Below are 26,041 nucleotides of genomic sequence, written 5' to 3'. Positions count from 1 at the left end.
TTTAACAATGAAATTGCTAGTTTTTATAACTATATTTATATCGCATCTATTTGCGGCACGTCCTTTTTACTTGAGGCTGCGTCATGAAGAGATGCCATCCACAATTCATTTTGCTACAATTTCAGTTATTCTCTACTACGATCTCGGGTTAGGGTTAGAAGCATTAAATTTTCCCTATGAAAGCAATTTTTTTCTGCCTTTATTTAATGCAGATGAAAAAATAATATTACAAGCATTTGCTTTAATATTGTTTACTCCCTGGTTGTTCGAGCTTGGTGCTACCTTAACAAATAAATATACCAATTTCGGTATACAAGAACCAAATGCAAGCCTGAATAAAGAAAGACAGAACCTTTTTTACTTTATCACAACCTCGATCTCAATCGCTTTAGCTATTTTTGGATATCGTCAATTTGCTCAAAACCCATCTATTTGGTTTAGCAGGCAGCAAATCGGAGAGGCATTAGGTCCTTTTATTATCCTGTTATACTTTCCCACATGTTTCTTAGGTTTTTATGTGAGATTAACTAACGCTAAGACACAATTTGGATCGTTATATTCATTAGGATTAGCTATAACTAGTATTTTTTCCACTTTTGCAGTAGGTCAGAGGAATACTATATTAGTTCCTTTGCTGGTTCTAACACTATTTCGTACAAAGATAAATCTTACTCGAATTACAGTCTTTGTATGTGTAGCAGTAGTAGCTGCTTCTGCTCTCTTACCGATTTTTAAGTGGCAGTATTCTCATGTTGATGCTTCGATACTAGATTTAGTTGGAGAAACTATTAATGGTGATTTCTCTAGAAGTCCTATTTTGAAGACAGCGCTAGAAATGGCAGAACCAGTAGGAACAAGTATCATGCCATATCCTCTAGCTGGCTATGTATACGCTTTGCTTTATTATGTACCTCGTTCAATAGTACCGTTTAAAGGTTGGTCTACAGCACAGTATTTTACAAGCGAACTAGCTAGGACACCCGTTGAGGATACTACATGGGGATTTGGTGTTGGTGCAATAGAAGAAATCTTATTAAATACGGGTTTATGGCTGTTAGTACCAGGATTGATCGTGTATGGAATGTGCATGGGTATGTTAGACAAGCTTTCAGGTCGTATACCTTCACTTGTAGTTTCAACCAGGCTTGCAGCTATTTGGCTTTGTGGTTATGACTTGGTATCGTTGTTAGTCACGTTTGGAACTATGGCTATAATTAGTTTTGGATTTCATTACTTATTTGTACAACAGCATATACATCTGTCCGAGAATCAGCACGAGCGCAATATGTCATTACGCAAACTTGAATAACTTTTTAGACAAGATTTTTTCACAAGCTTTCAATTCATTTGTGTTTATATTCCCAGTTATATTTGACAGTAAAACGTAATACAATAATTAATGTATATTTAATTTGTGGCTTTTTTCTAGTTTTTGTTGAAATTTAATTTGTAACGGCAAATGAAACCACTTGTAAGTATTGGAATGCCTGTATTCAACTGCGAACAAGTACTGACATCAGCAGTGAATTCGATAGTGAATCAAACCTACCAGAATTGGGAACTCATTCTGATCGATGATGGTTCTAAAGATAAAACTTTAGAAGTGGCAAACAGCTTTAGCGATCCGCGAATTAAAGTCATTTCAGATGGGTTAAACCTAAAGCTTCCTCGTCGTCTGAACCAGGCAATTAGCTTAAGTAAAGGCAAGTATTTTGCTCGAATGGATGGAGATGATATTTCATATCGCGAGCGCCTGCAATTACAAGTAGAATACTTAGAAAAGCATCCAAAAGTTGATGTTTTAGGAACTCAAATTCTCGTATTTGACGGCGAAGGTAATCCTAGAGGAAAGTCGGTTTCAAAAGTTTCTCATGTCGAAATCTGTTCTCGTCCCTGGGCTGGCTTTTCTCTTGCGCATCCAACATGGATGGGTAGAACTGAATGGTTTCGTAAAAACCAGTACAGAACACGGGCTATTAGAATGGAAGATTACGATCTTTTACTCCGCACTTATAATATTAGTTGTTTTGCCTGCCTTCCCAATATCTTACTAGGATATCGTATCGAATCTTTATCATTAAAAAAAATTTTAACTGCTAGGTATAATATCTCAACTGCTTTACTTGAAAAAGCTTTTACCGAGCAAAAATATTTATTCGCTTTTGGAGTAGTAGAACAAGGTTTTAAAGCTTTAGTTGATACATTTGCTATTACTACAAGTTTAAATTTTCAGATACTGCGTCACCGGATTGGAGAAACACTAGACGAATCAGAATTAGTTCAATGGCAGCAAGTCTTTGCAGAGTGCCAGGTTAAATAAAACTGCTGCATGAATGTAAAAAGTTGAAGAAAAATTCAGGTATGCCGTGAAATTCATCTTGCTAAAATTGACATAAGCATGAGTAGAGAAAAGACAACTATCCTAGTGACTGGTGGCTGTGGCTTCATAGGCTCCCACATTGTGGAAGCTCTGGTTAAAGAAGGTTATAAAGTTCGGATTCTTGATAATTTTTCAACTGGTAAACGCGAAAACCTCAGTTCTATTGACTCAAACAATGTTGAGGTTTGCATAGGTGATGTCACGGACTTTTCAGCGGTTGATGCAGCTGTGGAAGGATGTGAGTATGTATTTCACGAAGCAGCTGTTGTGAGCGTTCCTAAAAGCGTTGAAGATCCAGTAGGAACAGGGAAAGTTAACTATGGTGGAACCCTCAATGTTTTAGAAGCAGCTCGCAAACATGGCGTGCGTCGTGCAATTTTTGCAGGAAGTGCTGCGGTATACGGTGACGAACCAACTTTACCAAAACATGAGTCAATGCAAGCTTGTCCTATTACTCCTTATGGTGCAGATAAACTGGCATCAGAAGTCATGGGACATGTTTATGCTCGAAATTTTGGTCTAGAGTTTGTCAGTTTGCGTTACTTTAATGTTTTTGGTTCTCGTCAAGACCCATCCAGCCCATACTCAGGAGCAATCTCTATATTCTGTAATAGAATGCTTCAAGGCAATGCTCCAACAATATACGGAGATGGACTTCAAAGCCGAGATTTCGTTCATGTGTCTGATGTGGTTCGTGCCAACTTGCTAGTGATGCAACACCCAAAAGCAGCAGGAAGAACTGTTAACGTAGGACGAGGGATAGCAACAAACTTATTGGAAATTGTCCAAGCAATTAACGATTTGAGCGGACAACACTTGACACCAATCCATCAAGAGGTTCGCCCTGGAGATATTCGCCACAGCCTTGCCGACAACACGGCGTTGCAAAATTTGGGGTGGACTCCCCAAACAAGTATTCGCACGGGTTTACAAGAGTTATTACAGTCAAATTTTTAGTAGCTCAATTCAATCTTAAAGTCTATATTAAAGATTTTTCTCAACCAAAACCTATTCAAGTTACTAACAGATTTTAGATAATTTCAGTATGAATAAACTATTAATCGTTACCACTGTACCAGCTACGATTGATGCCTTTCTCTTCCCTTATGTTCACTATTTCCGCACTAAAGGCTGGCAAGTGGATGCGATGGCACAAGGCATCTCAACCAATACAAATTGCTTGGAAGCTTTCGATCGCGTCTGGGAAGTAGAATGGTCGCGCAACCCTCTTCAACTTCAAAATCTCATGGTTGCTCCACAACAAATTCGACAAGTGGTAGAGCAAGAAGGATACGATCTAGTTCACGTGCATACTCCAGTAGCGGCTTTTGTGACTCGATATGCTCTCAAGAATTTAAGAAAGCGGGGTCAGCCGAAGGTGATTTACACTGCTCATGGTTTTCACTTTTATCGCGGTGGGAAGCTGTTAAAAAATGCCGCTTTTCTGTCCCTAGAGAAGCTGGCTGGAGCCTGGACAGATTACTTAATAGTTATCAACCGAGAGGATGAAGCAGCCGCCAAGCGATATCAGATTGTTCCTGACGAGCGACTCCGCTATACTCCAGGAATTGGAGTAGATTGCGATCGCTACAGTTCCAAATTTGTTAGCGATTCTGAAATCCAAATGGTACGCCAGGAGTTAGGATTAGCACCGAATGCACCACTTTTTCTATCAATTGCTGAACTAAACCCTGGTAAGCGACATCAAGACATTTTGCAAGCATTGGCACAGCTAAGACGGTCTGACGTACACTTGGCATTGGCTGGAACCGGACCGCAACAGGCAAAATTACAACAGCTAGCATTCCAGTTGGGTATTGCCGAGCAAATACACTTTTTGGGTTATCGTCGTGATATTCCTGCTTTGATTCGTGCTTCAGTAGCTACAGTACTTGCTTCTGAGCGGGAAGGACTACCGAGGAGCATTATGGAGTCATTGTGTCTGGAAACTCCGGCGATCGGCACGAAAATTCGCGGTATCCAAGATCTACTTGCAGAAGGCTGCGGTCTTTTGGTCAAGGTTGGGGATGTAAAGGGATTGACTGAAGCTATGGCTCACATACTCGATCGCCCCGAAGAAGTCAAGCTCATGGGTCAACGGGGTAAAGAACGGATGAATGAGTACGAGCTGCAAAAAATTATCGAAATGTACGAACAACTGTATGCTGAAGCATTAGGGCAAAAAATTGTCGAAGTTAAGACCCCTGCTTGATCGGGCGCGATCGCATATAAATTTCGCCGCCTAATCCCGCCGCTACCGTACCGATCGCACCCACGATCGCACCCTTTAAGCCATAAAATCCTACAACTAACGCGATCGCGAGCGTTATTCCCATATACGTAGCGGCAACCCGTCCATGCGACCAACCAGATTGCTGTAGTCTTTGATATAGATGACTGCGATGTGCTTGAAAAATATTTTCTCGCTTTAAGAGGCGACGCAAGATCGTATAAATTGCATCTCCTACCAGTGGGAGAGTTACAGCCAAGGCTGACCAAGCCTGTACTGCGCTATCGCCAGCATTGAGTAAAGCGATCGCTACTGTAGCACCTAAAACAGTACTACCTGCATCGCCCATAAAGATCTTGGCTGGCGACCAGTTCCACCACAGAAAGCCTACGAGCGCTGCTACAAGAAACCACAACAGGGGATGATGTAGGTAAAAGGCAAAAAAACCTAATTGAATCGCACTCGTTCCAGCCACAATTCCATCTAACCCATCCATAAAGTTGTAGAAGTTGACGATCGCTGTCATACCAATTGCAGTGAGAACAATTGCTACGATACTCCCGACAACTCCAAACTGCGACAGCCAAGGCTGAGGAAAAGCACCAAAATAAGTCACTGCAACTCCAGCAGCAACCAACTGAACCAAATAACGAATGCCTGCGGGAACGTTACTGCGATCGTCAAGAATTCCGACAATAGCTAGTGGAATTAGTATTAACCAGACGATCGCTAAATTAAGATTTAATGGTACGTCTGCAAACAGATGAACATAGTTATTTCCCATAGCAATCGCACTCGTAATGGCGAAGGCAATAATAAATCCTAAGCCGCCACCACGGGGAGTAGGCTGGGTGTGAGAACTGCGCTCGTTCGGAATATCTAGTAAGCTCTGCCGAAAGCGCTGTCTAATCAAATTCACGGTCAGGAAACTAATTCCAAAGCTGAAGACCGACAACACGATCGAAGGCATGGTAGTCATATTCTGTAAAGAAGAACCATTAAAGCATATTTGCTGTATGTCAAGTTGGCGATCGCAGCATTTGTGCTAAACCTGCATCAACTGTAAAGGGGGGTTGCCAGTTCAGGGTCTTCTGAATGTAACTGCTATCAATTGCTAAACTTCCTAGTAGGCGATCGATAGTCGATGTGTTAAGAGGCAATTGTTTTTTACTAACATTCTGTACGGTATTCCCTAATTTTCCTCCCAGTTGCAACCAACTTGGAGGAACTGACAGCATGTTACATGGGTGCTTTAAGTTAACGGCAATTTTTTGAATTAATTCTGGTGTGGAAAGATCCTCTCCATCGCTGACTAAAAATGTTTGATTTGCTGCTTGGGGATGGTTCAGGGTAGAGGCGATCGCATCTACTAAATTTCCCACATAAATTAAACTGCGACGATTTTTAACTGCACCAAATGGCAGTGGTAAACCTGTTTGAACGAGTTTAATTAACCGTTCCATATTACCAGGATTTCCCGCACCATAAACTAGAGGCGGACGTAAAATTGTCCAAGTCATAGCACTTTGACTAGCAAGCTGTACTATGGCTTGTTCTGCTTGCAGTTTGCTGCGACCGTAGGGCGTATCTGGTTGACAGGGCGAACTTTCCGTGAGGGGGCGATCGCTACTTGAGGTCATTGCTCCAATCGAACTTACGAATACGAACCGCTTCACCCCTGCGGCGATCGATTGCTTGACTAGATTGACCGTTCCCTCGGTATTGACACTCAAAAACTCTGCTTCTGGATCGGACGCTTTATCTTGAAGAATATGGGCGCGTGCTGCTAGGTGAACGACTATATCTATACCCTTTAAAGCCGAATGCCAATCAGTATTACTGTCAATATTACCAACTTTTACGGCTGTAACGTTGGCTGGCAGTCGTGCAGAATCGTTTCGTACAGCTGCCACAATCTGCAATTTCTCTTGCAGCAGTCTGGGTAGCAAATGGCTAGCAACAAAGCCAGTGGCTCCAGTAACCAAAATCGCGTTCATACTGAGTCCCGTCATTTACGGCGATAGCACAATCCATCAGGTAACAGAGTACTATTTTTTACTTAAAAAACTGTAATATAAGAAAAACTCTGTTACAGTTCGGACAGAAGAAATCATACCTAATTATTTATTTCGTCTACTCAAGTAAATCTGCTGTTATTTATGCGCAGGCTCAAGCAGTTAAGCCGATTAGTTAAATTGTTGCTCGATCGCTTTGTTGCCGCGATCGCGCTGATCGTCTTGTCTCCTATAGTTATTTGTGTTGCGATCGCCATTCACTTTCGCATGGGTTCTCCAGTTATTTTCACTCAACCCCGTCCAGGTAAAGACGGTAATATTTTCAACTTTTACAAGTTTCGTACCATGACCGACGAGCAAGACGCACAAGGAAATCTTCTGCCTGACGCACAGCGCCTTACTGCTTTTGGTCAATTCCTCCGGCGCACTAGTCTTGACGAACTGCCCCAACTGTGGAATGTTCTCAAAGGCGACATGAGTTTCATTGGTCCCCGCCCTTTATTAGTACTTTACCTCGACCGCTACACTCCAGAACAAGCCCGCCGTCATGAAGTGAAACCAGGAATTACAGGCTTAGCTCAAATTAGCGGTCGCAACGCTTTGACTTGGGAAGAAAAATTTCAATTCGACGTTTGGTATGTCGATAACTGGAGTCTGTGGCTAGATTTAAAATTGCTGTTTTTGACTGTATTGAAAGTTTTCCAGCAAGAGGGAATTAGTCAAGAAGGCTTTGCTACCTCAGAAGAATTTAGAGGTAGTCCAGAGGTCACTATTCCAGATTCTAAATAGACTCCCCAACTATGAACTTTAGGAGCAATCGATCGAGATGGAAACTTGCGCGTCTTTGTTGACAGAGGAACAAATAGCTGTTTTACCTACCGAGGAAGATGTAGCTTTTTATGAAGAACATGGTTGGTATATTTCTCCAAAAATTCTTCCTGAGGAAGTTATCGACAGAGCAGTTTTAGCCATTGAAAGGTACTATCAAGGAGAGCGAAACACTCCATTACCTACAAACAGTGGCTTTGGCGATTGGAAGATAGGAGATGGAGATGGAATTCGCAATAACGAACACACCTGGTTACAAAGTAAGGATATCCGCCAGCTTGCCTTACAACCAGCTATTGGGGCGATCGCGGCACGACTGACCAGAACTAAAAGCATCCGCATTTTTCAGGATCAAATTATTTGCAAACCACCTACTAACACCAACTGCACGGGCGCAATTGGCTGGCACACCGACCATGCCTATGTCTCCAATAGTACATCGAACAATCTTTTAGCGGCTTGGATTCCTCTGCAAGACTGCGATTTATCAATGGGACCGTTGGTGATGCTGGACGGAAGTCACAAATGGTCTGGTACAGAACACATGCGACTGTTTAACAAAGAAAATTTAACAGAAATTGCTGACGAATTGCACCAAGCAGGACACCAGCTGGTTGAAGTTCCGATGACTTTGAAGAAGGGACAAATCAGTTTTCATCACTGCTGGTTAGTTCACGGTAGCTATCCGAATCATAGCAATTCATTACGCTTAGCAATGGCAGTCCACCTCCAAGATGAGACTAATCGATATCAACCATTTTGGAATACCCAAGGAAAACAAATCCATCATTTTCTCGACCAACTTTGTAGAAAATTACCAAATGGATATCCCGATTACACCGATCCGAAATTTTTTCCTATCATTTGGTCGGACGAAAATAATCCAACTATTGCTCACAGATGAAAAGCCAAATTATTGTACCATCCAGCTCTTTATGGTTTGATACTGTCCAACAACTGCGGCACGATATTTATCAACTCCCTGAGTATGTAGCTTTAGAAGCTAACAGAACTAACACAATTTCTGAAGCAATTTTAATTAGCGCAGAAGATAAAATATTTTTTGCTCCCTATCTCATCCGTAGTTGCAAGGAGCTAGCATCCGCAGCATCATTTCCTACAAAAACTTTTGATATCATCTCTCCTTATGGCTACCCTGGGATTTTAATGAATGCAGCAGCGGTAAATCCGCCAGAATTTCCTAAGTTAGCATTAGAGGAATTAAAGCGCATTTTAGCTGCTAGGGGTGTTTGTTCGGGTTTTTTTAGATTACATCCTATTCTCAACCACAATTGGAGAGAAATATTTCCACCAAACACTTTTACATTAAATGGAGAAACAGTTTCAGTCAATTTAAAACTTTCTTCTACTGAAATTTGGCATCAAACTCATTCTAGCCAACGCAATAAGATTAATAAATGTAAGCGTTTAGGAATGACTGCTAAAATCGTTAGTTTTTTAGAATATATAGATGAATTTGCCACAGTCTATCAGGAAACAATGGAGCGAGTAGGGGCTGCCAACAGCTACTTTTTGTTCGATAGGCAGTACTTTTTGAAATTGCAAAAATTCTTGTTAGATAAAATTCATTTGTGCATTGTAGAGTTAGATGGAGAAATAGCTAGTGCTGGAATTTACACCGAATGTAGCGGAATTGTGCAAGGATTACTAGGTGGAACTCGCAACAAGTTTTATCGATTTTCTCCCAGTAGTTTGGAAACAGATTATGTCAGATTTTGGGCAAGAGAACGAGGCAATGAATTTTTGCATCTAGGTGGAGGTGTTGGTGGTTCTCGAGATAGCCTTTACCAATTCAAAGCAAGTTTTTCTCAACAAAGACACGAGTTTTTGACGCTGCGTTTAATTATTGACTCAGAAAAATACGATCGCTTAGTTAAGGTACGCGCTGAGTTATTAAATACTCAAGTAGAAAGCTTATTAAGTTCTAACTTCTTTCCTGCATATCGCGCTACCATCTAGAATCAAATAGGATAAAATTTTCAGTTTTTTGCTTTTCTACTTAACTTTCATTCTCTATTTTCTACTAAGTTGCCGTTAGCTCTAAATGAAAACTCTCGGTTTTAGATATCTATAATGGAATACTACCTTCAATCTATACTTATCATTTATAAATTATATGATAACTGTTATTACAATTATAAAAATATATTATTTACATCTATAGGAGGAGGCAATTTGCTTTCATCTCTAGCAAAGATGTATAAACTAGCACATTGTATAGCTTTTAACGAATGAGTATTTAATGTTTAAGTAATAATAGCGTTTACAACTATAGTACGTAGTTAGCTCTGCGGCGCTGATAATTTCATTCAGATGGGAGTATTTTCCGCTGGTGAGAACTGTATTTTTACTTATGAAACGGGACGTAACTAAATTTTTAAAAGTGATTCAATCAGTATTACAATCAAAATAGGGTGAGAATGAGTCAAACGCTATCGTAGCATGTCTTGAGGTTCTATCACAATTAATAGTAGATAGAAAATAAATGCTTCAATTGAGTCATAACGCACATTCTTACTACTGAATTGATAGTGTAAGAAAACTAACTTAGTTATAGCTACAATATATACAAGCAATTATTAAATGATTAAACCAATCCTGCTCTCTACCCCTCATATGAGCGGGGAAGAGATTGAGTATGTCAAAGAAGCATTTGATACGAATTGGATTGCTCCCGTTGGTCCCCATTTAGAAGCTTTTGAACAAGAATTTTGTCATGTAATTGGTGTCAATCATGCTGCTGCTGTAGTATCTGGCACGGCGGCTTTACACCTAGCCTTGCAGTTAGTTGGAGTGGAGTCTGGAGATGAGGTATTTTGCTCGACACTCACTTTTGCGGCTTCAGCCAACCCCATCGTCTATTTAGGTGCAAAACCTGTCTTCATTGACAGCGATCGCACTTCGTGGAATATGAACCCCGAATTGTTACAAGCAGCCTTGGACAAACGGGCGCGGTTAGGTAAATTACCTAAAGCCGTAGTTGTCGTTCACCTATACGGTCAAAGTGCTGACATTGACCCGATTTTAGCAGCCTGCAACCGCTACGAAGTAGCGTTGATTGAAGATGCAGCTGAATCTCTAGGAGCAACTTACAAGGGGCGATCGCCCGGAAGTTTCGGTAAAATTGGCATTTTTTCTTTTAACGGTAATAAAATCATTACGACATCTGGAGGTGGAATGTTGGTTTCCAACGAGCCAGAAATTGTCATCAAAGCCAGATTTCTCTCCACTCAAGCACGCGATCCAGCGCCCCACTACCAACACTCAGAAATCGGTTACAACTATCGGCTGAGCAATGTATTGGCGGGAATTGGTCGAGGTCAATTGCAAGTCCTGGAGCAACGGGTACAAGCTAGAAGGCGTAACTTTGAAGTTTATCGGCAAGCTTTGGGCGAATTGCCAGGAATATCATTTATGCCAGAAGCGAGTTACGGTCGCGCCACGCGCTGGTTGAGCTGCATGACAATCAATCCTCATATTTTCGGTGCAGATAGAGAACAAGTCCGTAAAATCCTCGCTCAGCAGCACATTGAGACTCGCCCAGTTTGGAAACCACTTCACCTCCAACCTGCTTTTGCCCAATACGAGACAGTTGGAGGTGAGGTAGCGGAAGAGCTGTTTGCTTGCGGTCTGTGCCTTCCCTCTGGCTCTAATTTAACCAACGAGGATTTAGAGCGAGTCGTAGGGGCGATCGCTAAAATTTGCTCTGTTGGGATCAAAATGAACTGAGTGGTTACCAATTCAATCGAACCAGAAAAACCTCATCTCTTTTTGCTAATGCTCAGAGGAGAATGACTTTCCGCTAATGCTACATTATCATCTTCTTCCGACTGGCTAGAACGATAATAGTAGTATTGTTCGCTATCGGGATTAAATCCATTCACTACCTGACCGAGGACATGTTGCCCTGACTTTTCTAGAAATTCTTTAGCACGGATAGCAGCAGCAGTATCTACCACCCCAGGTCGAACAACTAATAAAACTCCATCGGTCATTTTACCCAAAATTGCTGCATCAGCAGCCGCATTTAAAGCAGGAGTATCAATAATTGTGTAGTCGTAATTGGCTGAAAAAACAGTAACTAGAGATGCCATCCTTTGAGAATCCAGTAATGCCATTGGATTCGGTGGAATCACTCCAGAAGTTAGGATGTGAAGATTAGCCGTAATCTTTTTGATCGCTGTTTTTGGTTCGGTCTGACCCACAATGATATTACTTAAGCCTAAGTGATTTGGTAATTCCCAGATTTCATGCTGCAAGGGACGATACATATCTGCATCAACTAACAATACCTTACGCCCCATTTGAGCGATAGTGACAGCTAAATTTGCCGCAACTGTTGATTTTCCTTCTTTAGGAACGGAACTCGTAACGACAATTGCTTTGAGCTGTTTATCAGAATTCAGAAATTTCAAATTAGCTTGCAGCATTCGATATGCTTGGCTGAAAGGCGATCGCGGTGACTCTTGCACTAAAATTTCTGGTGTAGCTCTTTCTAGGGAGCGATCGCGCAAGAAAATGTTCTCAGATTTTTTCAAGGCTGGAATTATCCCCAGTAAGGTATAGCCAAATATTTTTCTAGCTTCCTCAACGCTTCTGAGCGATTTATCTAGTTTTTCTAATATTAAACCAGTAGCAGCCGCTAATATTCCACCCAGCATAATTCCTGTCACCAGATATAACATTTTGCGGGGAGCAACCGCTTCTTCTGGTGGTATGGCTGCTGAAATGACGCGAGCATTACCTATATTCTGATTTTCCGCAATCCGAATTTCTTGTAATTTTTGCTGTAGTAATAAATAGGTAGATTGAGCTGTTTGAATTTTTCGTTCTAACGCCCGCTGCAATTGTTCTAACTGAGGTAACCGATCGAGTCTTTCTCTATAAGAAGATTGAACGTTTGAGATTGCTGCTATTTGGCTAGATAAACCCAAACGTCTTGCTTCTGCCCTCACAAACTCTTCTGTCAGTTTTTGATCGAATTCACTATTTTGTAAGCTATTTCCTCTAAGAAGTTTTTGTTCTCCTACCACTTGTTTTAAGCGTTGTTTGAGTAACTGCTCTAAACTTGCTTTCTTTTGCTTGAGGGAGACGACATTAGGAAAATCTGCCTGAAAGCGGCTCTGTTCCACCGCTAGCTGCGATTCTATTTGTTGGATCTCTTTCAAAATACCTTGAACGGCTGGAAATTGACTTACACTAGTTACCGCTCCGGCGCTATTTAAAGTTTCTCCTAATTGCTGTTTCAGCAGTTCAGATTGAGCTTTTGCATCTGCCAAACCAGCATTAGCATTCGCAGCTTGGCGTTGCATATCGGCAATAATTGCTACTGCCGCTCTTTTTTCTTCATTTAGATCGACAACTTTATTCTGCTCTTGAAATTGACGCAACTCTGACTCGCTTTGACGCAAACTTGTTTCCGCCCTGGGCAACTGTTTTTGCACAAACTCTCTCGCAGAAACGGCTTCAGAGCGATTAGCAAGTAAGTTATTTTCTAAATAAATACCCATTAAAGTATTGACTACTGTTGCAGCTCTGTTTGGATCTGCATCCCTATAAGTAATTTGCAACACGTCCGTTTTTTTCACGTCTGTCACGTCTAGTTTTTTAAGAAATTGTTCGGGTTTAAGAGTTTTACCCGATTCATCCTTCAACTCCAACCGCGTAATCGTTTTTTTAATAATAGGCAGAGAACGTATAATTTCCGCTTCTGTATCTACAGGATTATTTTGCTCTTGTAATGGCTGCAATTCACCTATACCCTTACCCACTTCAGGTAAATACGAAGAACTAGGGCTATTTTTTCTAAATAGTAACTTTCCTTCTGCTTCATATATTGGCTTTTGCAAAGCTAAGCTTATACCTGTCAGTGCGACAACTACTCCAAACACGATTGATAGTGGTAAGTAATGTCGTTTGAGTAACAGCCAATATTGCTGTAATTTGACACTAGATTCTGTGGACTCAGGAAGTGACATGAGCGCGCTATAACTTTATGACAAAATTTAACAAATAGATATCGTATTCAATACTACCTTGAATAATGTTGTTGTAAACACCTTCTCCTCAATTCTTCTACATCGATTATTATTTTACGACAAAATTTTATCGCGAAACAATGTTTATTCATAAATCGATAGCTATAGATTGCATGAAATCGGAGCTAGGGAGAGCCAGATAAACGACGTTGCCAATCAGCATCGATTTGCGCCGGATTTTGGCTTTCTTGTTCTAATAAATCGCTATCAGTCGAGTAGACTACATCGTCTTTAGTAATCGTAGATCGAGCAGCAAACTGACTTGCATAAGCAATTTTTTGCTGTAAGACTAAATCGGAGCTAGCTAGCAGATTTGCTCTTGCTTGCCGTCTCTGATTCCGATCGCTGATTTTACGATTGCGCCTCTGCACCCAAAAATATCTTACCAGAGGTAGAAGCAAAAAACCTACGCCGTATGCAAGCAGCAACCCATAAACTCCCTGCACGAAGGCAACCAGTCCACCGAGCTGAGCTGCTGCTAACCCATCTGCGAGTAAATTCCCCAATACTAGCAACCCAACAAAATTCAACGCGCCCAAGCCAATACCGAGCATAATTTGCCCAGAGCTAGCTGCACTGAAACGATAGGGGAACTCTTGCAAAAATGCTGGTACACGTCTAGATTGTTGCTGAGTCGCACTAACTTGCAACTCTGGAAAATGGTAAACGAGATGCCCTTCTGGACTAACAAGTGGTTGACCGTTGAATCTGGTCAGCACGGGCAGCATATAATCTTCGTACTCCTGGGCATATCCCTCGCCTAAGTCGTCAAGATAGGGAGCAATTTGTTCTGCCGTTACTACACCTCGATTGTTACGAATTGTAGCGGCAATCAGCGAGAAGCGTTTATCTTCTAGATCGATATTGGGATTACCATCACCAAAGAGAAACGAGAATATCGCTTCTAAAAAATTCAAATTGCTGGTTTCCCGTCTCCGCTGTCGATAGCGGGTGTCGTAATCTGGATAGAATACCCAAAACCAATCTGGACCAATCCAAAAGTAAGGCATGTAGAACCCACCACCGCCGCGATCGCCGCGATCGTCTCCATCCCGATTTGTCGCTGTAATAATAATTGCGATCGTGAGGAAGACTAGCACGATTGAGACAAGCAAAACAATGCCAAACGAAATCCGAATCAGGTAAAATAGGACTTTCCAAATTTTTTGCCACCATTCTTGCAAGCGCAACCGCCAGTATTTGTTGCGTAAAACTCCCCGCAAATTCTGCGGAAACTGGTAGGCGATTTCACCTGAGTTAGCTACCTGCATGTGTCCGCCGACATCACTTGCTAGAGCAAGTAATCCCTGTTGAGCTTGACCGACATCTAACCCGATCTGAGCTGCTACGTCTCCCACCGTGACGCGATATCCCAATTGTTCCACAGCTTGCACGATCGCGGGATTTGGAATCATACACTACCCTCGATTGCCATTCCTACCTTCTCTCAGTATAGAGTTCTATTTCGGGATGAGGAGCAATTAGCAAGTCGCAAGTCGCAAGTCGCGATGAATTCCGAATTCCGAGTTCTCACCGCGCGCCACTTATTGCAAATGGCTAGCGATCGGTCACTATTAATTTGGATCGATAACTAAAAGAAACGAAACACCTATTTGACGATCGATTTTTTTCACTCGATCTAATCTTCCCCAGGTATTTCGTTTCTCAAACTACTTTCCATTTGAGGTATATAGACAATTTAATCCAACAATAACTCTGCGTCCAGACTTGAATTCCAGTTAACCTAAATCTTTATAAAAAATTTACTATATCAGAAAACTATTATTTACCGCTAGAAATTGCACCATTGAAATATTTATTAAGCGATCGCCGCGATCGCAATATTCGATCTCATGCTCGCAAATCAGGAATTCTGCTGATATTCACCTATTAAACTTGGTATGAATTATTGCATTTCACACTGAAAAACGTGTTTCGTTCGTTTGCTAAATGCTGGGATAAATACCTTCAACTCTATCTTACCAAAGGACTACCATGATGGTGTATTAAATACCACTTGCCAGCCATCTTCTCGAAGATATTTGTAGCGATTGATTCAGCCTTGATGGTTTTGTTACTACTAGCTTGTAGCACGCGCTCAAATAACACGATATAAGCAGTCGTATCGCGAACTTCTGTATTAATAATTTCGATTTCAATTTCTAAATATTTGGTATTTTTGAAAATGACTTCCCAAGAGTCGCGAATTTGCTTCCAACCGCGCAAGGCGTTCCGCCCAGGATGAATGCAAAGGCTGGCAGTTCCCTGCGACCAAACTTGACTCATAGCTTCTAGATTTTTCTTCTCAAAAGCACGGTAAAAATTTTCATTGACTGCCAAAACCTCAGCTTCTACGTCTGTCATTCTTTACTCCTCTACTCCTGTACGGGCGGGCTTATCTAAAATTTCTGTTAGTCAGGAAGTCTATCGGTGAACCCGCCCCTACAACTCCCCACTCCCTAATTAACGTCGGTACTCGTCGCCGCAATCGCCGATTAACCGTAACAGATCTCGCGATCGTGCCAATACAGCTTCGATTTGACCCGTATCGTCTGCATCTAAAGTAAGTGCAAACACCTTAGCATTATCTGCGACGTGTTCCGATATCCCTAACCGCGTGCCAACGATCGCCCCTGCGACTGTCGGGCGCTCGAGAACGTAACGGACTGCAACATTAGCAATGCTGACATCGTGCTTAGCTGCTATTTGTTTTAAAACAGCTAAAAGCTCTTGGAACAGATTCCAACCACCCCATGCATCTACCATGTTTTTATATTTTCGCAGGGAAGCTGTGTTTAACGCCGTACCTCGCGGTTCTGCTTGTTCTAAATATTTTTCTGACAGCAATCCGCCGCAAAGCGTACCGTAAGCTAAAAGTTGAATATTATGCTCTTGACAAAACGGAATCATCTTCATTAGAGGGCGGCGATCGACCAGCGAGAACTGCACCTGGTTAGAAACGATCTTAATGCCTGCTTCTGAGATGATTTTCAACCGTTCCGTGTCAAAATTTGTGAGTGCTAAGTGCTTGATTTTCCCTTCTTGCTGGAGTTCTGCTAGATAAGTTAATGCATCTATGTAGTTTTTATCTCTGTATTCCCACCAGTGGAATTGTAGCAAGTCTAGCGTCTCTACTCCCATTCGAGCTAGGGAGCGATCGATATTTTGCTCGACGACTCGCCGCGTCATCTTTGCTGGTCTGGGAACCCATTTGGTAAATGCTTGTAGGTTAGAAAGCGCCTCTTTACCCCGCGTAGCGATCGCTTGACGGCGAAACTCACCGATGAAGTCTTCAGCCGGTCCGTAGTGGTCTGCTAAGTCCCAAGTAGTGAAACCAGCATCTACATAATCAAACATAGTGGCGATCGCTTGTTTTGGCTGGATCGCTCCATGCGCCCCCGATACTTGCCACATGCCATTGAGTACGCGGCAGATATTCAAATCTGGGGTAAATTGCCACCGACTAGATTCTGGTAATTGCATTTTGCTACACTTACTGTCCTATTTCACAAGGTAGCAGGAGTTTGGTAATTGGTGAGTGGCTGGTGGCTGGTGACTAGCGGCTAGAATCTTGTCTATTCACTAGCCACTAGTCACTAGTCACTCTCTACTGATAACTGTCAGATGATTTTCAACCAATCGGAGTTCGATCTGCGCTGTGAATGGGGAATCGGTGGTGTGATGCAACTGGCTCCTATTAGCGATGTCGTTGTGATTGTGGATGTTTTATCTTTCTCTACTTGCGTAGAAATTGCTACGAATCGAGGAGCGATAATATTTCCTTATCGCTGGCAAGATGATACAGCGATCGCCTATGCTCAGTCTGTCAATGCAACTTTAGCAAGTCGTCAGCCATATGCCGCGATCGCGCTTATATTCGGCATATTTGACATAGATCGCGAGTAGAGGCAGACGTGATAGCAATTCTCAATTGCGTGCGTAACATTTGTAGGGGCGCACAGCTGTGCGCCCCTACAGATTGTCTGTTTTACCCAATTGAAAATCGCTATGAAGCGCAAAATTATCTATCTAGCTAGTCCCTATGGATTTTCGCAGCAGCAAAAGACGCTACTTTTACCTCCCATCGTTCGGGCTTTGGAGGCGTTGGGCATAGAAGTTTGGGAACCGTTTGCCCGTAACAATCAAATCGATTTTTCTCAAGCTGATTGGGCGTATCGCGTGGCGCAGGCAGATTTGCAGGATGTGAAAAACTGCGATGGCATTTTTGCGGTTGTCAACGGCACGCCACCAGATGAAGGAGTCATGGTAGAGTTGGGAATGGCGATCGCCCTGAATAAAGCAATTTTCTTATTCCGAGACGACTTCCGGCGCTGTAGCGATAACGAACGGTATCCCTTAAATCTCATGCTTTTTGCTGGCTTACCGGAAATTGGCTGGGAAAATTATTACTATACCTCGGTAGACGAAATCCAGTTGCAGGATAAAGCGTTGTACAAATGGTTAACAGGAATGTAGACGATCTCTGTAGCACATAAAAATTTGTAGGGGCGCACAGCTGTGCGCCCCTACGGATCGCGATACATTTTATCCTAGTTTCACGGTTGAAATATCGGTTCTTCAACGACAGCAGCCCGCGCAGATGCAATCCGGGAAGCGGGAGAACGGAACAATGCCTGAAAGTAAGACTGTCGCTGTTCGCTTGGTTCTGGGGCGTAGTCCCATAGACTTTGGTAAAAGAAGAAAGCTACTCCCAAACCGCGATCGCGTGTAGCCCTCACTTGTGCTTGAATTCGTTGCATTGGCACTGGATCGTTTCTCAAACCCGTAAGAATACCGATACCAGTGGGAATCTTTTGTTGTACCTCTTGAATTTCGGGGCGGGCAAGTTGTTGGAGAAAACTTTGCAGTTCGGGACGGTAGACTTGCACGATCAGTTCGTCAACAATCCCTTTGCGCACCCATGTTAGCCAGTCTTGCAGGTGAAATTTATAAGCAAAGTCGTAGTAGTTGGGGGCGACGGCAAAAATTGCTTTGGGCTTGCTTTGCTTAACTGTTTGATTGAGTTGAGTCATGAATGCCGTAATTTTGTCAGCCCGCCACCGCATCCACGCTGTATCGCCAGGATGGGCTGGACTGTGCTTGGTTTCCTTCTTGTACAGAGCCACCGTATATTTGTCATAGCCAAACTCGCGCGGTAAACTCATGTGGTCGTCAAACTGAATCCCATCGACATCGTACTTAGTCATAACCTCCCGTACTAGTGCGGTGATGAATTGCTGGACTTCTGGATGGAAAGGGTTGAGCCATACGACCTCACCTGCAACATCAATCGAAGTTTTGCTCCCATCCCGTTTTTGAGTTAACCAGTTAGGGTGTTGTAGTGCTAGTTCTGAAGTAGGAGGAGTCATGAAACCAAACTCAAACCAGGGGACGACGAGTAAACCTTGGCGATGGGCTGTAGCGGCGAGATCGGCTAAAGGATCTTGTCCTTGCAAGCCTTTGCGCACGAAGGTTTGAATTCCTGCTTGTCGTGCTATGTTGCTATCGTACTGGGCGTATCCAGAATTCCAGACGACGGGATAGATGGTGTTGAAGTGCAGCCGCGCTAGTTGGCTGACAGCAGCTTGCATTTTGTCACGGTCGATGAGGGTACTCGTATCGTTATTCGTCATCCACACGCCGCGAATTTCCTCAAAAGGCTGCTGGGCGATCGCCGGAGGTGAAATACTATTCGGTATTGTTAGGGCTAACAATGTACCTAAAAGTAAGGCGAAATACTTCAGCGATCGCCACCACTCTCTAAGGATTACGTATGATTTCAAATATAATTTCATAAGCTAGAATCGCCAGCTATGCCAAATTTCACTTTTGGTAGTAGTTCTTGTCTCCACCATCATTTATCAGCATCCAACTCACCATCCGTTGTCATACTGAGAACTATTAAGATTGCGTGAAAATTCATCTAAAAAGAGGCGTTTTTTGCTAGTAAATTGTGATAAAATAAGCGCGACAACCGCAATTTAACTAAGTTCTGCCCTTAGTATTTCAGCAAACATATTTTAGTTTTGATTTGATATTAGCTGTAAATTCAACTTGAAGTTCTGCCAAGGTAAAGCATCCGAGTCAACGTATTTCTTCCTCAAGATGTGTCCGCGATCGCTCTGAGGACAGTAGTGTCCAGATTATCATAGTGGATATGTTACTACAGCTATATTTATTCTCGCACCTATGACAGGGGTTACAAAAAAAGACGCGGAGCGGATGCTGGAAAAGCAGATGGAAGCAGAACGGATGCACGATGTTTTGCTACTGCTGCAAAATTTATCTAACGATCAAGAAGCAACTATTAAATTAATCATCGATTGTCTCTATGATGCGGGTGCAGTTAATCTGATCAATCAAAAGATCCAATTTCGTCCGCTGAATCGGATGACAAAATCAGTAGCGCGGATATCCAAACCAGTATTTAGAAACATAGCGTGGTATTGGTTTAGACGAAACTGCCCGCAATTGATTGTTAATTGGTTACTGATTAAGATTACTTTTCAACCTCAGCGAGTTGCAGTGGCGCTGGCTGAAGATCGACCCGAACCTTTAGTAGAGAATGAACCGCGTCCCGTGTCTCAGAACGAACCCCGTTATCTAGAGCGCGATTTAAATCGGGTAGCAACTCTCGATCGCGAGAATCGCCAGTTACGCCATCAAGTGCGGTTGCTAACAGGGGTTTCTGTTTTAGCGATCGCAGCTTTGGGTATTGCCGTGACCATACCCCATCGTACTCTGGAAATTTTCCCTAGCCGAAAGCAACAACCAGGAGCATCTGCTAAAATTAGCAGTTCAACTGGTGTGACTCTTGAACGAGCTTGTTTAACTGGTAGACTAACGAACTGCGATTTCTCCCCGTCGATACAGTTCGCGGGCAAAGTCAGTCCACATTCCCTGTCCCCAATAGCGGAAACAACTAGTTTCCAACAATAAGTTATACAACAAGGCTTCAAGGTAGTCAGGACGCTGAGTTAACGTCGGATCTTGCTGTACTAATGAGTCATATTTAGCATGAAATGCTGCACTGAGTTGATTCATCGGTGCTAAAACATTTTCGTAGCCTTTTACCCAGCTGAGATCGTTCGTCCAAGACGCACCATCCATGTGAAATTGATGGTCAGTTGCTTTTAATTGGGCGATCGCATTTTCTACTGCTTCTGGATTTGCATTATCTGGATCGACTTGCTGCCAAATTTTGTGTTGATTTGCCGCTTGACAAGCTGGATAATCATCGGGATTAGCGCCAGCAGCCTCAATCAATTCTAAATATTCCGTGCCATTTAGTGCTACGATGCCCGCGTCATTATTGCCAGCATCGCGAATTTCATGATACACGCGAAATAAATCGCGGGGATATTCATTCATCATCACGCCGCCATTTTCTCCATCAGCAATTTGGGTTACGAGAGAGGGTACAGTTACGTTACCGATTTGTTGCTTCCCTCGCCCTTTAGCTTCAAAATAAGGCTGCATTTGGGCAACTAATTTCGTATCCGAGCCTTGAGTTTTAATTAGTGCTGTAATACTAATCGTTTCACCCACAGAATTACGCGCTACTAAACGGTTAGGAAGATATTTTTGGTCGTGGTGCAACCCCGTACCATCCAAACGTTCCACTGAATGTTCTTGTACCATCAACCAGCGATAACCGCATTCTTTCAAAGCTTTGATGTATTCAAACAAAGTATCTGGGTGGTTGGGTAAGTGCATCTCAGGAGGAGAAAAACCCTTGACGCGCCGCAAAGCATCATAGCCAAAAACCGCCGCAAAATAATGCTGCCAAGCTTGAATGTGCAGCTTGAGATCGGGAATTGGCGTAGAAGGAACGACAGCATGACTCCACATCGTTCCCAGCCATTCTACATAAGGTTGGTATTGGCGATTGCAAGTTATCCGTTTGAGATTGTTCAGGATATCTTCTCGCCCCATTTGCTGCAATCCCCACAACAAATTACCTGAATAGTCCAACATAATTCGAGGATTGCAACCTTCAGCAATTAACTGCGGAATAAACTCTCCCATGCGTCCGTAGCACCAGGCAAAGACTCCGGCGTTGTGGTTATCCCCATCGTGGGGATGTTCAAACATATATTGCAGATTGCTGATGAGTTCGCCATTACCAGCTGCGGGAATTGTCGGTTGGTGCATGTGCAGGGCGCAAGCAAACCCAGCAGTAAGATTTTCTAAACGTAAATTGGTGGTAGGTAGAAATATAGGTTCGTTGTGGTTCGTTACCGATTTAATTTCCGCCTCCCAGCCGCAAATATTTGGCAACCCCGACCTCGATGCTGCTAAAACAGGTAAGTTTGATATAGCTGTTGCCGTCATAGGATTTTCCTTATCAGTTATCAGGGAGCGCACGAGCAGGAAGCAGAGGGGAGAAGAGAGAGTCGCGAAGTTGAGGAAGCAAATCAAAATTCACGCATTAATTCCGAATTCCGAATTCCGAATTCTCCCCACACTCTATACCCTACACCCTTCTTTCTTCAACCACGACAAAATTACCAAAGACGAATGACAAATGACCAATGACAAATCAATTTGGCAAGCTGATTTTTATCGTCGCCCGTGGCAAGATGACACCGGACAGGTATTGTGGGAATTGTTAATCTGCGATGCCGAAGGCGGTATGCTCTTCGACCATGCTACGCAAACGCGAAGCGACCATCGCACGGGGAATTTTCGCTACGAAGCCATATGCCCGCAAGCAGCAGCCAATGCATCGTGGTTGGTAGAACAGTTGCAATTAGCTGCATCTAATTCATCCGAATTTTTTTCGACTACGCCAAAGTCAATCTCCCCTAGCCCCCCTTATCAAGGGGGGTTGGGGGGATCGGAATCTGTGACAGGACAGACAGAATTGGCGTTACCAGATATAATCCAAGTCTTTCGCCCGCAATCTCTCAGTTTAATCGCCACCGCAGGGCAAAAACTAGGTATTACTGTAGAACCAACGCGGCGCACTGGGGCATTGAAACAGTGGTTGCGATCGCGCATACCTCAGTATTCTACCACTGGAGCCTACAACCCCCTTGCTGTAGACAAACCACCCCCCGTCCCCCTACCGGAAAATTTGTGGGGCGATCGCTGGCGTTTTGCTAGTCTACCAGCAGGAGATCTCGAAGCTGCATTTAAAGACCGTCCGCTGCCGATCTTAGACATGCCAGAATTTCTACTTCCCCTAAATTTAGGCTTAGCATCGACAATTACCGTGCCAGGGATAATTATTTATGGTGGTAGAAAGTCTATGCAGTTAGCCCGTTGGTTGCAAGCAGCGCAGCCGATTGCCCTCAACTACGTTCCAGGCGAATTAGCGGGATTAATTTTAGAAGCAGGGTTAGCAGATCGGTGGGTTGTCGCGACTTTTTCCGATAGTGAGGCGATCGCATCTGCTCAAACTTACGCACAGCGCCAGCAACAGAGTCAAGGTTTGCATTTCTTGTTAGTCCAACCCGATGATTCAGGCATGACCTATACTGGTTTCTGGCTGTTACGAGATGAGTAGAAAATACTTCTAGCGTACTTATAGGGGTTTTCAATTGGGTAAACACACCATCTGTAGGGGCGCACAGCCGTGCGCCCCTACAAATGTTACTGAAATTTTCCTCACAACTTCCTCAAACTGTTTCTATATAACCCATAACTGTAGAGCAAGTAGATAGAGTCAATGGCTTTTCCAAGGCTTATCGAGTTTCTATTGACTCAACCTAAATATGAGAGGAATTGAGTCTATGTTGCAATCAACAGCGAAGCGGCAACAGTTACAGAGTTCTAAAGAACAAGCCTTTGTGCTATGGTTTGAGGAAGTTGGCATTGCAGATATCCCTTTAGTAGGTGGTAAAAACGCCTCTTTAGGTGAAATGATTCAACAACTGACACCCAAAGGCATAAACGTACCTATGGGTTTCGCCACAACAGCTCATGCTTATCGCTACTTTATCGAGCAAGCAGGCTTACAAGAGCAGTTGCGATCGCTATTTGCCGATCTAGATGTGGAAGATGTAAATAATCTGCGGCAACGAGGTAAGCAAGCTCGTGCTTTAATTCTCAATACGCCGTTTCCGTCAGAATTAGCCAGCGCGATCGCGGATGCTTATTTGCAATTGTGTCAAAAATATGGCGACACGTCAGCGAGTTTGTGCGATCGCCTCGCGCCAGAATATCGCGAATCGTGCCAGCGTTCTAGTGGTGAGACTGATGTAGCAGTTCGATCTAGCGCTACAGCCGAAGATTTACCGGATGCAAGTTTTGCCGGACAGCAGGAAACATACCTCAACGTCCACGGCGTACAAGCAGTACTAGAAGCTTGTCATAAATGTTTTGCTTCTCTATTTACCGATCGCGCCATTTCCTATCGCACGATTAAAGGCTTCGACCATTTTAATATTGCCTTGTCAGTGGGCGTGCAAAAGATGGTACGTTCTGACTTAGCGGCTTCTGGGGTAATGTTTTCCATTGATACGGAAACGGGGTTTAAAAATGCTGCCCTGATTACCGCTGCCTATGGTTTAGGGGAAAACGTCGTCCAAGGTGCAGTTAACCCCGACGAATATTTTGTCTTTAAGCCAACACTGCAACAAGGTTTTCGCCCCATTTTAGAAAAACGCTTGGGCAGTAAAGAAATTAAAATGGTCTACGATGTCGGCGGTAGCAAGCTGACAAAAAACGTCACCGTACCGGAATCAGAACGAGTCAAATATGCTCTCACGGATGATGAAGTTCTGATTTTAGCTCAATGGACTTGTATCATTGAAGACCATTATTCGGCAGTACGCGGCGTTTATACCCCGATGGATATTGAGTGGGCAAAGGATGGCTTAACGGGAGAATTATTCATCGTCCAAGCCCGTCCCGAAACCGTACAATCGCAAAAATCTACCAATACTATCAAGAGCTATCAACTCGTAGGGGCACATAGCAATGCGCCCGTACTGGCAAGAGGTCGTGCAGTCGGAGAGGCGATCGGTACTGGTAAAGCGCGGGTGATTTTGGATGTCCACAAACTCGACACTTTTCAACCAGGGGAAGTTTTGGTGACATATAAGACCGATCCCGACTGGGAACCGATTATGAAAAAAGCCAGCGCGATCGTGACTAATCAAGGTGGAAGGACGTGTCACGCGGCAATTATCGCCCGAGAAATGGGAATTCCCGCGATTGTGGGAACTGGTAATGCGATCGCCCAATTAAAAACAGGTCAGGAAGTGACGATTTCCTGCGCGGAAGGGGAAGAAGGACGGGTGTACGAGGGGATTTTGCCCTATGAGGTGAAGGAGGTGGCGTTAGAAAACTTACCGCGGACGCGCACCCAGATCTTGATGAATGTGGGCAATCCCTCGGAAGCATTTAGTCTAGCAGCCATACCAAATGATGGTGTGGGTTTGGCGCGATTGGAATTTATCATCGCCAATCATATTAAGGTGCATCCCTTGGCTTTGATACATTTCGACAAATTAGAAGACGAGGATGCTAAAAATCAAATTGCCTTGCTGACACAGCTATATGAAGATAAACCATCATACTTCGTCGATCGGCTAGCTCAGGGGATCGCGACGATCGCGGCTGCTTTTTATCCCAAATCTGTAGTCGTGCGTCTGTCTGACTTCAAGAGCAACGAGTATGCTAACCTTCTCGGTGGGAAGCAATTTGAGCCAGATGAAGAAAACCCGATGATTGGCTGGCGCGGTGCGTCTCGGTACTACGACGAGAAATATCGTGAAGGTTTCGCCCTAGAGTGTCAAGCCTTGAAACGGGTACGGGATGAGATGGGTTTAACCAACGTCATTCCAATGGTTCCCTTCTGTCGCACGCCTGCGGAAGGACGCAAGGTGATGGCAGAAATGGAAAAATATGGTTTAAAACGGGGCGAAAATGGGTTGCAAGTCTACGTCATGTGCGAGATTCCTAACAACGTTATCTTGGCGAAACAATTCAGCGAAGTGTTTGATGGATTCTCAATTGGTTCCAATGACTTGACGCAACTGACTTTGGGACTCGATCGCGATTCTGGTTTAGTCGCGCACCTATTCGACGAACGCAATGAAGGCGTGAAAGAGATGGTACAAATGGCGATCGCTAAAGCTAAAGAAAACCAGCGCAAGATTGGGATTTGCGGTCAAGCACCCAGCGATTACCCAGAATTTGCCCGTTTCTTGGTCGAACAAGGAATTGACTCCATCAGTCTCAATCCAGATTCAGTTTTGAAAACTTTATTGGAAGTTGCTGCTGTTGAGGGTGTATTTACACATTGACGTTTTTGTCAAGATGCAAATCGCGTCTTGACAAAAAATTTGACTGAACTGCGACGAGCGATGAAACAAGAGATGAACGCGAGCCACCAAGAGCAACTGCTCGACTTCTTACAAGAAAAATTGGCAATTTCACCCAAGGCGATCGCGATGGTATTGCGGCTGAACGAGCAGAATCCCGGTCCCTTACCCATGCTGCTGTGGCAGTACGGTCTAATTTCTCTGGAGCAGTTAGAGCAGATTTTTGACTGGATGGCAAGCTAAATTGAGCTGCG

At 43.4% G+C, this 26,041-nt stretch carries 21 protein-coding genes and 1 pseudogene; 14 read left to right on the top strand and 8 right to left on the bottom strand.

Annotated features, from left to right (window positions below):
- Nucleotides 1–7 precede the first annotated feature (7 nt).
- The 4 genes from M5J74_RS06270 (at nt 8) to M5J74_RS06255 (ending at nt 4,592) form a co-directional block, all read left to right on the top strand.
- Complete coding sequence (locus tag M5J74_RS06270; protein ID WP_106171515.1) at nt 8–1,309, top strand: hypothetical protein; 1,302 nt, start codon at nt 8–10, stop codon at nt 1,307–1,309.
- 150 nt (nt 1,310–1,459) lie between these two features.
- Nucleotides 1,460–2,320 (top strand): glycosyltransferase family 2 protein, encoded by an 861-nt coding sequence (locus M5J74_RS06265; RefSeq protein ID WP_015153279.1) that lies wholly within the window; start codon nt 1,460–1,462, stop codon nt 2,318–2,320.
- A 78-nt stretch (nt 2,321–2,398) separates the two neighbouring features.
- Complete coding sequence (locus tag M5J74_RS06260) at nt 2,399–3,337, top strand: SDR family NAD(P)-dependent oxidoreductase (RefSeq protein ID WP_250015978.1); 939 nt, start codon at nt 2,399–2,401, stop codon at nt 3,335–3,337.
- Nucleotides 3,338–3,425: 88 nt separating this feature from the next.
- Complete coding sequence (locus M5J74_RS06255) at nt 3,426–4,592, top strand: glycosyltransferase family 4 protein (RefSeq protein WP_250015976.1); 1,167 nt, start codon at nt 3,426–3,428, stop codon at nt 4,590–4,592.
- On the opposite strand, the gene M5J74_RS06250 is transcribed toward M5J74_RS06255, so the two are convergent.
- Together M5J74_RS06250 and M5J74_RS06245 are read right to left on the bottom strand one after the other, a co-directional pair.
- The gene (locus M5J74_RS06250) at nt 4,576–5,589 is read right to left on the bottom strand and encodes a glycosyltransferase family 4 protein (protein WP_250015974.1); all 1,014 of its coding nucleotides are present in this window, start codon (nt 5,587–5,589) and stop codon (nt 4,576–4,578) included. The genes M5J74_RS06255 and M5J74_RS06250 overlap by 17 nt on opposite strands.
- A gap of 40 nt (nt 5,590–5,629) precedes the next feature.
- Nucleotides 5,630–6,607, bottom strand: a complete 978-nt coding sequence (locus M5J74_RS06245) for an NAD-dependent epimerase/dehydratase family protein (RefSeq protein ID WP_106217387.1) — start codon at nt 6,605–6,607, stop codon at nt 5,630–5,632.
- A gap of 162 nt (nt 6,608–6,769) precedes the next feature.
- On the opposite strand from M5J74_RS06245, the gene M5J74_RS06240 reads away from it, so the two are divergent.
- From M5J74_RS06240 to M5J74_RS06225, 4 genes are all read left to right on the top strand, one after another.
- On the top strand, nt 6,770–7,414 hold the full coding sequence (locus M5J74_RS06240; RefSeq protein WP_250015973.1) for a sugar transferase: 645 nt from the start codon (nt 6,770–6,772) through the stop codon (nt 7,412–7,414).
- Nucleotides 7,415–7,451: 37 nt separating this feature from the next.
- Nucleotides 7,452–8,357: a phytanoyl-CoA dioxygenase family protein gene (locus tag M5J74_RS06235; RefSeq protein WP_250015971.1), complete on the top strand. Its 906-nt coding sequence runs from the start codon at nt 7,452–7,454 to the stop codon at nt 8,355–8,357.
- Nucleotides 8,354–9,433 carry a GNAT family N-acetyltransferase gene (locus tag M5J74_RS06230; RefSeq protein WP_250015969.1) on the top strand — a complete coding sequence of 360 codons (1,080 nt, stop codon included), beginning with the start codon at nt 8,354–8,356 and terminating at the stop codon, nt 9,431–9,433. Before M5J74_RS06235 ends, M5J74_RS06230 begins: the two co-directional genes overlap by 4 nt.
- 624 nt (nt 9,434–10,057) lie before the next feature.
- On the top strand, nt 10,058–11,203 hold the full coding sequence (locus M5J74_RS06225) for a DegT/DnrJ/EryC1/StrS aminotransferase family protein (RefSeq protein WP_250015967.1): 1,146 nt from the start codon (nt 10,058–10,060) through the stop codon (nt 11,201–11,203).
- A gap of 32 nt (nt 11,204–11,235) precedes the next feature.
- Here the strand turns inward: M5J74_RS06225 and M5J74_RS06220 are convergent, their stop codons facing one another.
- The 4 genes from M5J74_RS06220 to M5J74_RS06205 all read right to left on the bottom strand — a co-directional run bounded on the left by M5J74_RS06220 (nt 11,236) and on the right by M5J74_RS06205 (nt 16,995).
- Nucleotides 11,236–13,452, bottom strand: a complete 2,217-nt coding sequence (locus M5J74_RS06220) for a polysaccharide biosynthesis tyrosine autokinase (protein WP_250015965.1) — start codon at nt 13,450–13,452, stop codon at nt 11,236–11,238.
- Between the two features lie 185 nt (nt 13,453–13,637).
- Nucleotides 13,638–14,927 carry a hypothetical protein gene (locus M5J74_RS06215; protein ID WP_250015960.1) on the bottom strand — a complete coding sequence of 430 codons (1,290 nt, stop codon included), beginning with the start codon at nt 14,925–14,927 and terminating at the stop codon, nt 13,638–13,640.
- A 559-nt stretch (nt 14,928–15,486) separates the two neighbouring features.
- Nucleotides 15,487–15,876, bottom strand: coding sequence for a nuclear transport factor 2 family protein (locus M5J74_RS06210; protein ID WP_015153266.1), 390 nt, complete (start codon nt 15,874–15,876; stop codon nt 15,487–15,489).
- Between the two features lie 99 nt (nt 15,877–15,975).
- On the bottom strand, nt 15,976–16,995 hold the full coding sequence (locus M5J74_RS06205) for an aldo/keto reductase (RefSeq protein ID WP_250015958.1): 1,020 nt from the start codon (nt 16,993–16,995) through the stop codon (nt 15,976–15,978).
- Between the two features lie 141 nt (nt 16,996–17,136).
- Between M5J74_RS06205 and M5J74_RS06200 the strand changes: the two are divergent.
- Both M5J74_RS06200 and M5J74_RS06195 read left to right on the top strand, forming a co-directional pair.
- Nucleotides 17,137–17,364, top strand: a pseudogene (locus M5J74_RS06200) (hypothetical protein); the annotation flags it as partial.
- A gap of 156 nt (nt 17,365–17,520) precedes the next feature.
- Nucleotides 17,521–17,988 (top strand): nucleoside 2-deoxyribosyltransferase, encoded by a 468-nt coding sequence (locus M5J74_RS06195; protein ID WP_106167727.1) that lies wholly within the window; start codon nt 17,521–17,523, stop codon nt 17,986–17,988.
- An 80-nt stretch (nt 17,989–18,068) separates the two neighbouring features.
- Here the strand turns inward: M5J74_RS06195 and M5J74_RS06190 are convergent, their stop codons facing one another.
- Complete coding sequence (locus M5J74_RS06190) at nt 18,069–19,307, bottom strand: glycoside hydrolase family 10 protein (RefSeq protein ID WP_371933989.1); 1,239 nt, start codon at nt 19,305–19,307, stop codon at nt 18,069–18,071.
- Nucleotides 19,308–19,701: 394 nt separating this feature from the next.
- Between M5J74_RS06190 and M5J74_RS06185 the strand changes: the two genes are divergently transcribed.
- Nucleotides 19,702–20,451 (top strand): hypothetical protein, encoded by a 750-nt coding sequence (locus M5J74_RS06185; RefSeq protein ID WP_015153261.1) that lies wholly within the window; start codon nt 19,702–19,704, stop codon nt 20,449–20,451.
- Here the strand turns inward: M5J74_RS06185 and M5J74_RS06180 are convergent.
- Nucleotides 20,353–21,846, bottom strand: coding sequence for a glycosyl hydrolase family 57 (locus M5J74_RS06180; protein ID WP_250015952.1), 1,494 nt, complete (start codon nt 21,844–21,846; stop codon nt 20,353–20,355). The genes M5J74_RS06185 and M5J74_RS06180 overlap by 99 nt on opposite strands.
- Before the next feature lie 193 nt (nt 21,847–22,039).
- On the opposite strand from M5J74_RS06180, the gene M5J74_RS06175 reads away from it, so the two are divergent.
- From M5J74_RS06175 to M5J74_RS06165, 3 genes are all read left to right on the top strand, one after another.
- Complete coding sequence (locus tag M5J74_RS06175; RefSeq protein WP_250015951.1) at nt 22,040–23,023, top strand: Tab2/Atab2 family RNA-binding protein; 984 nt, start codon at nt 22,040–22,042, stop codon at nt 23,021–23,023.
- A gap of 226 nt (nt 23,024–23,249) precedes the next feature.
- Nucleotides 23,250–25,769, top strand: a complete 2,520-nt coding sequence (gene ppsA / locus M5J74_RS06170; protein WP_250015949.1) for a phosphoenolpyruvate synthase — start codon at nt 23,250–23,252, stop codon at nt 25,767–25,769.
- A gap of 60 nt (nt 25,770–25,829) precedes the next feature.
- A complete protein-coding gene (locus M5J74_RS06165; protein ID WP_015153236.1) occupies nt 25,830–26,030 on the top strand; it encodes a DUF2949 domain-containing protein in 201 nt (66 codons plus the stop codon).
- Nucleotides 26,031–26,041 lie beyond the last annotated feature (11 nt).

It is taken from the genome of Chroococcidiopsis sp. CCNUC1 (assembly GCF_023546805.1).
GTDB lineage: Bacteria > Cyanobacteriota > Cyanobacteriia > Cyanobacteriales > Chroococcidiopsidaceae > Chroococcidiopsis > Chroococcidiopsis thermalis.
This window is presented reverse-complemented; position numbering and strand designations above follow the sequence as displayed.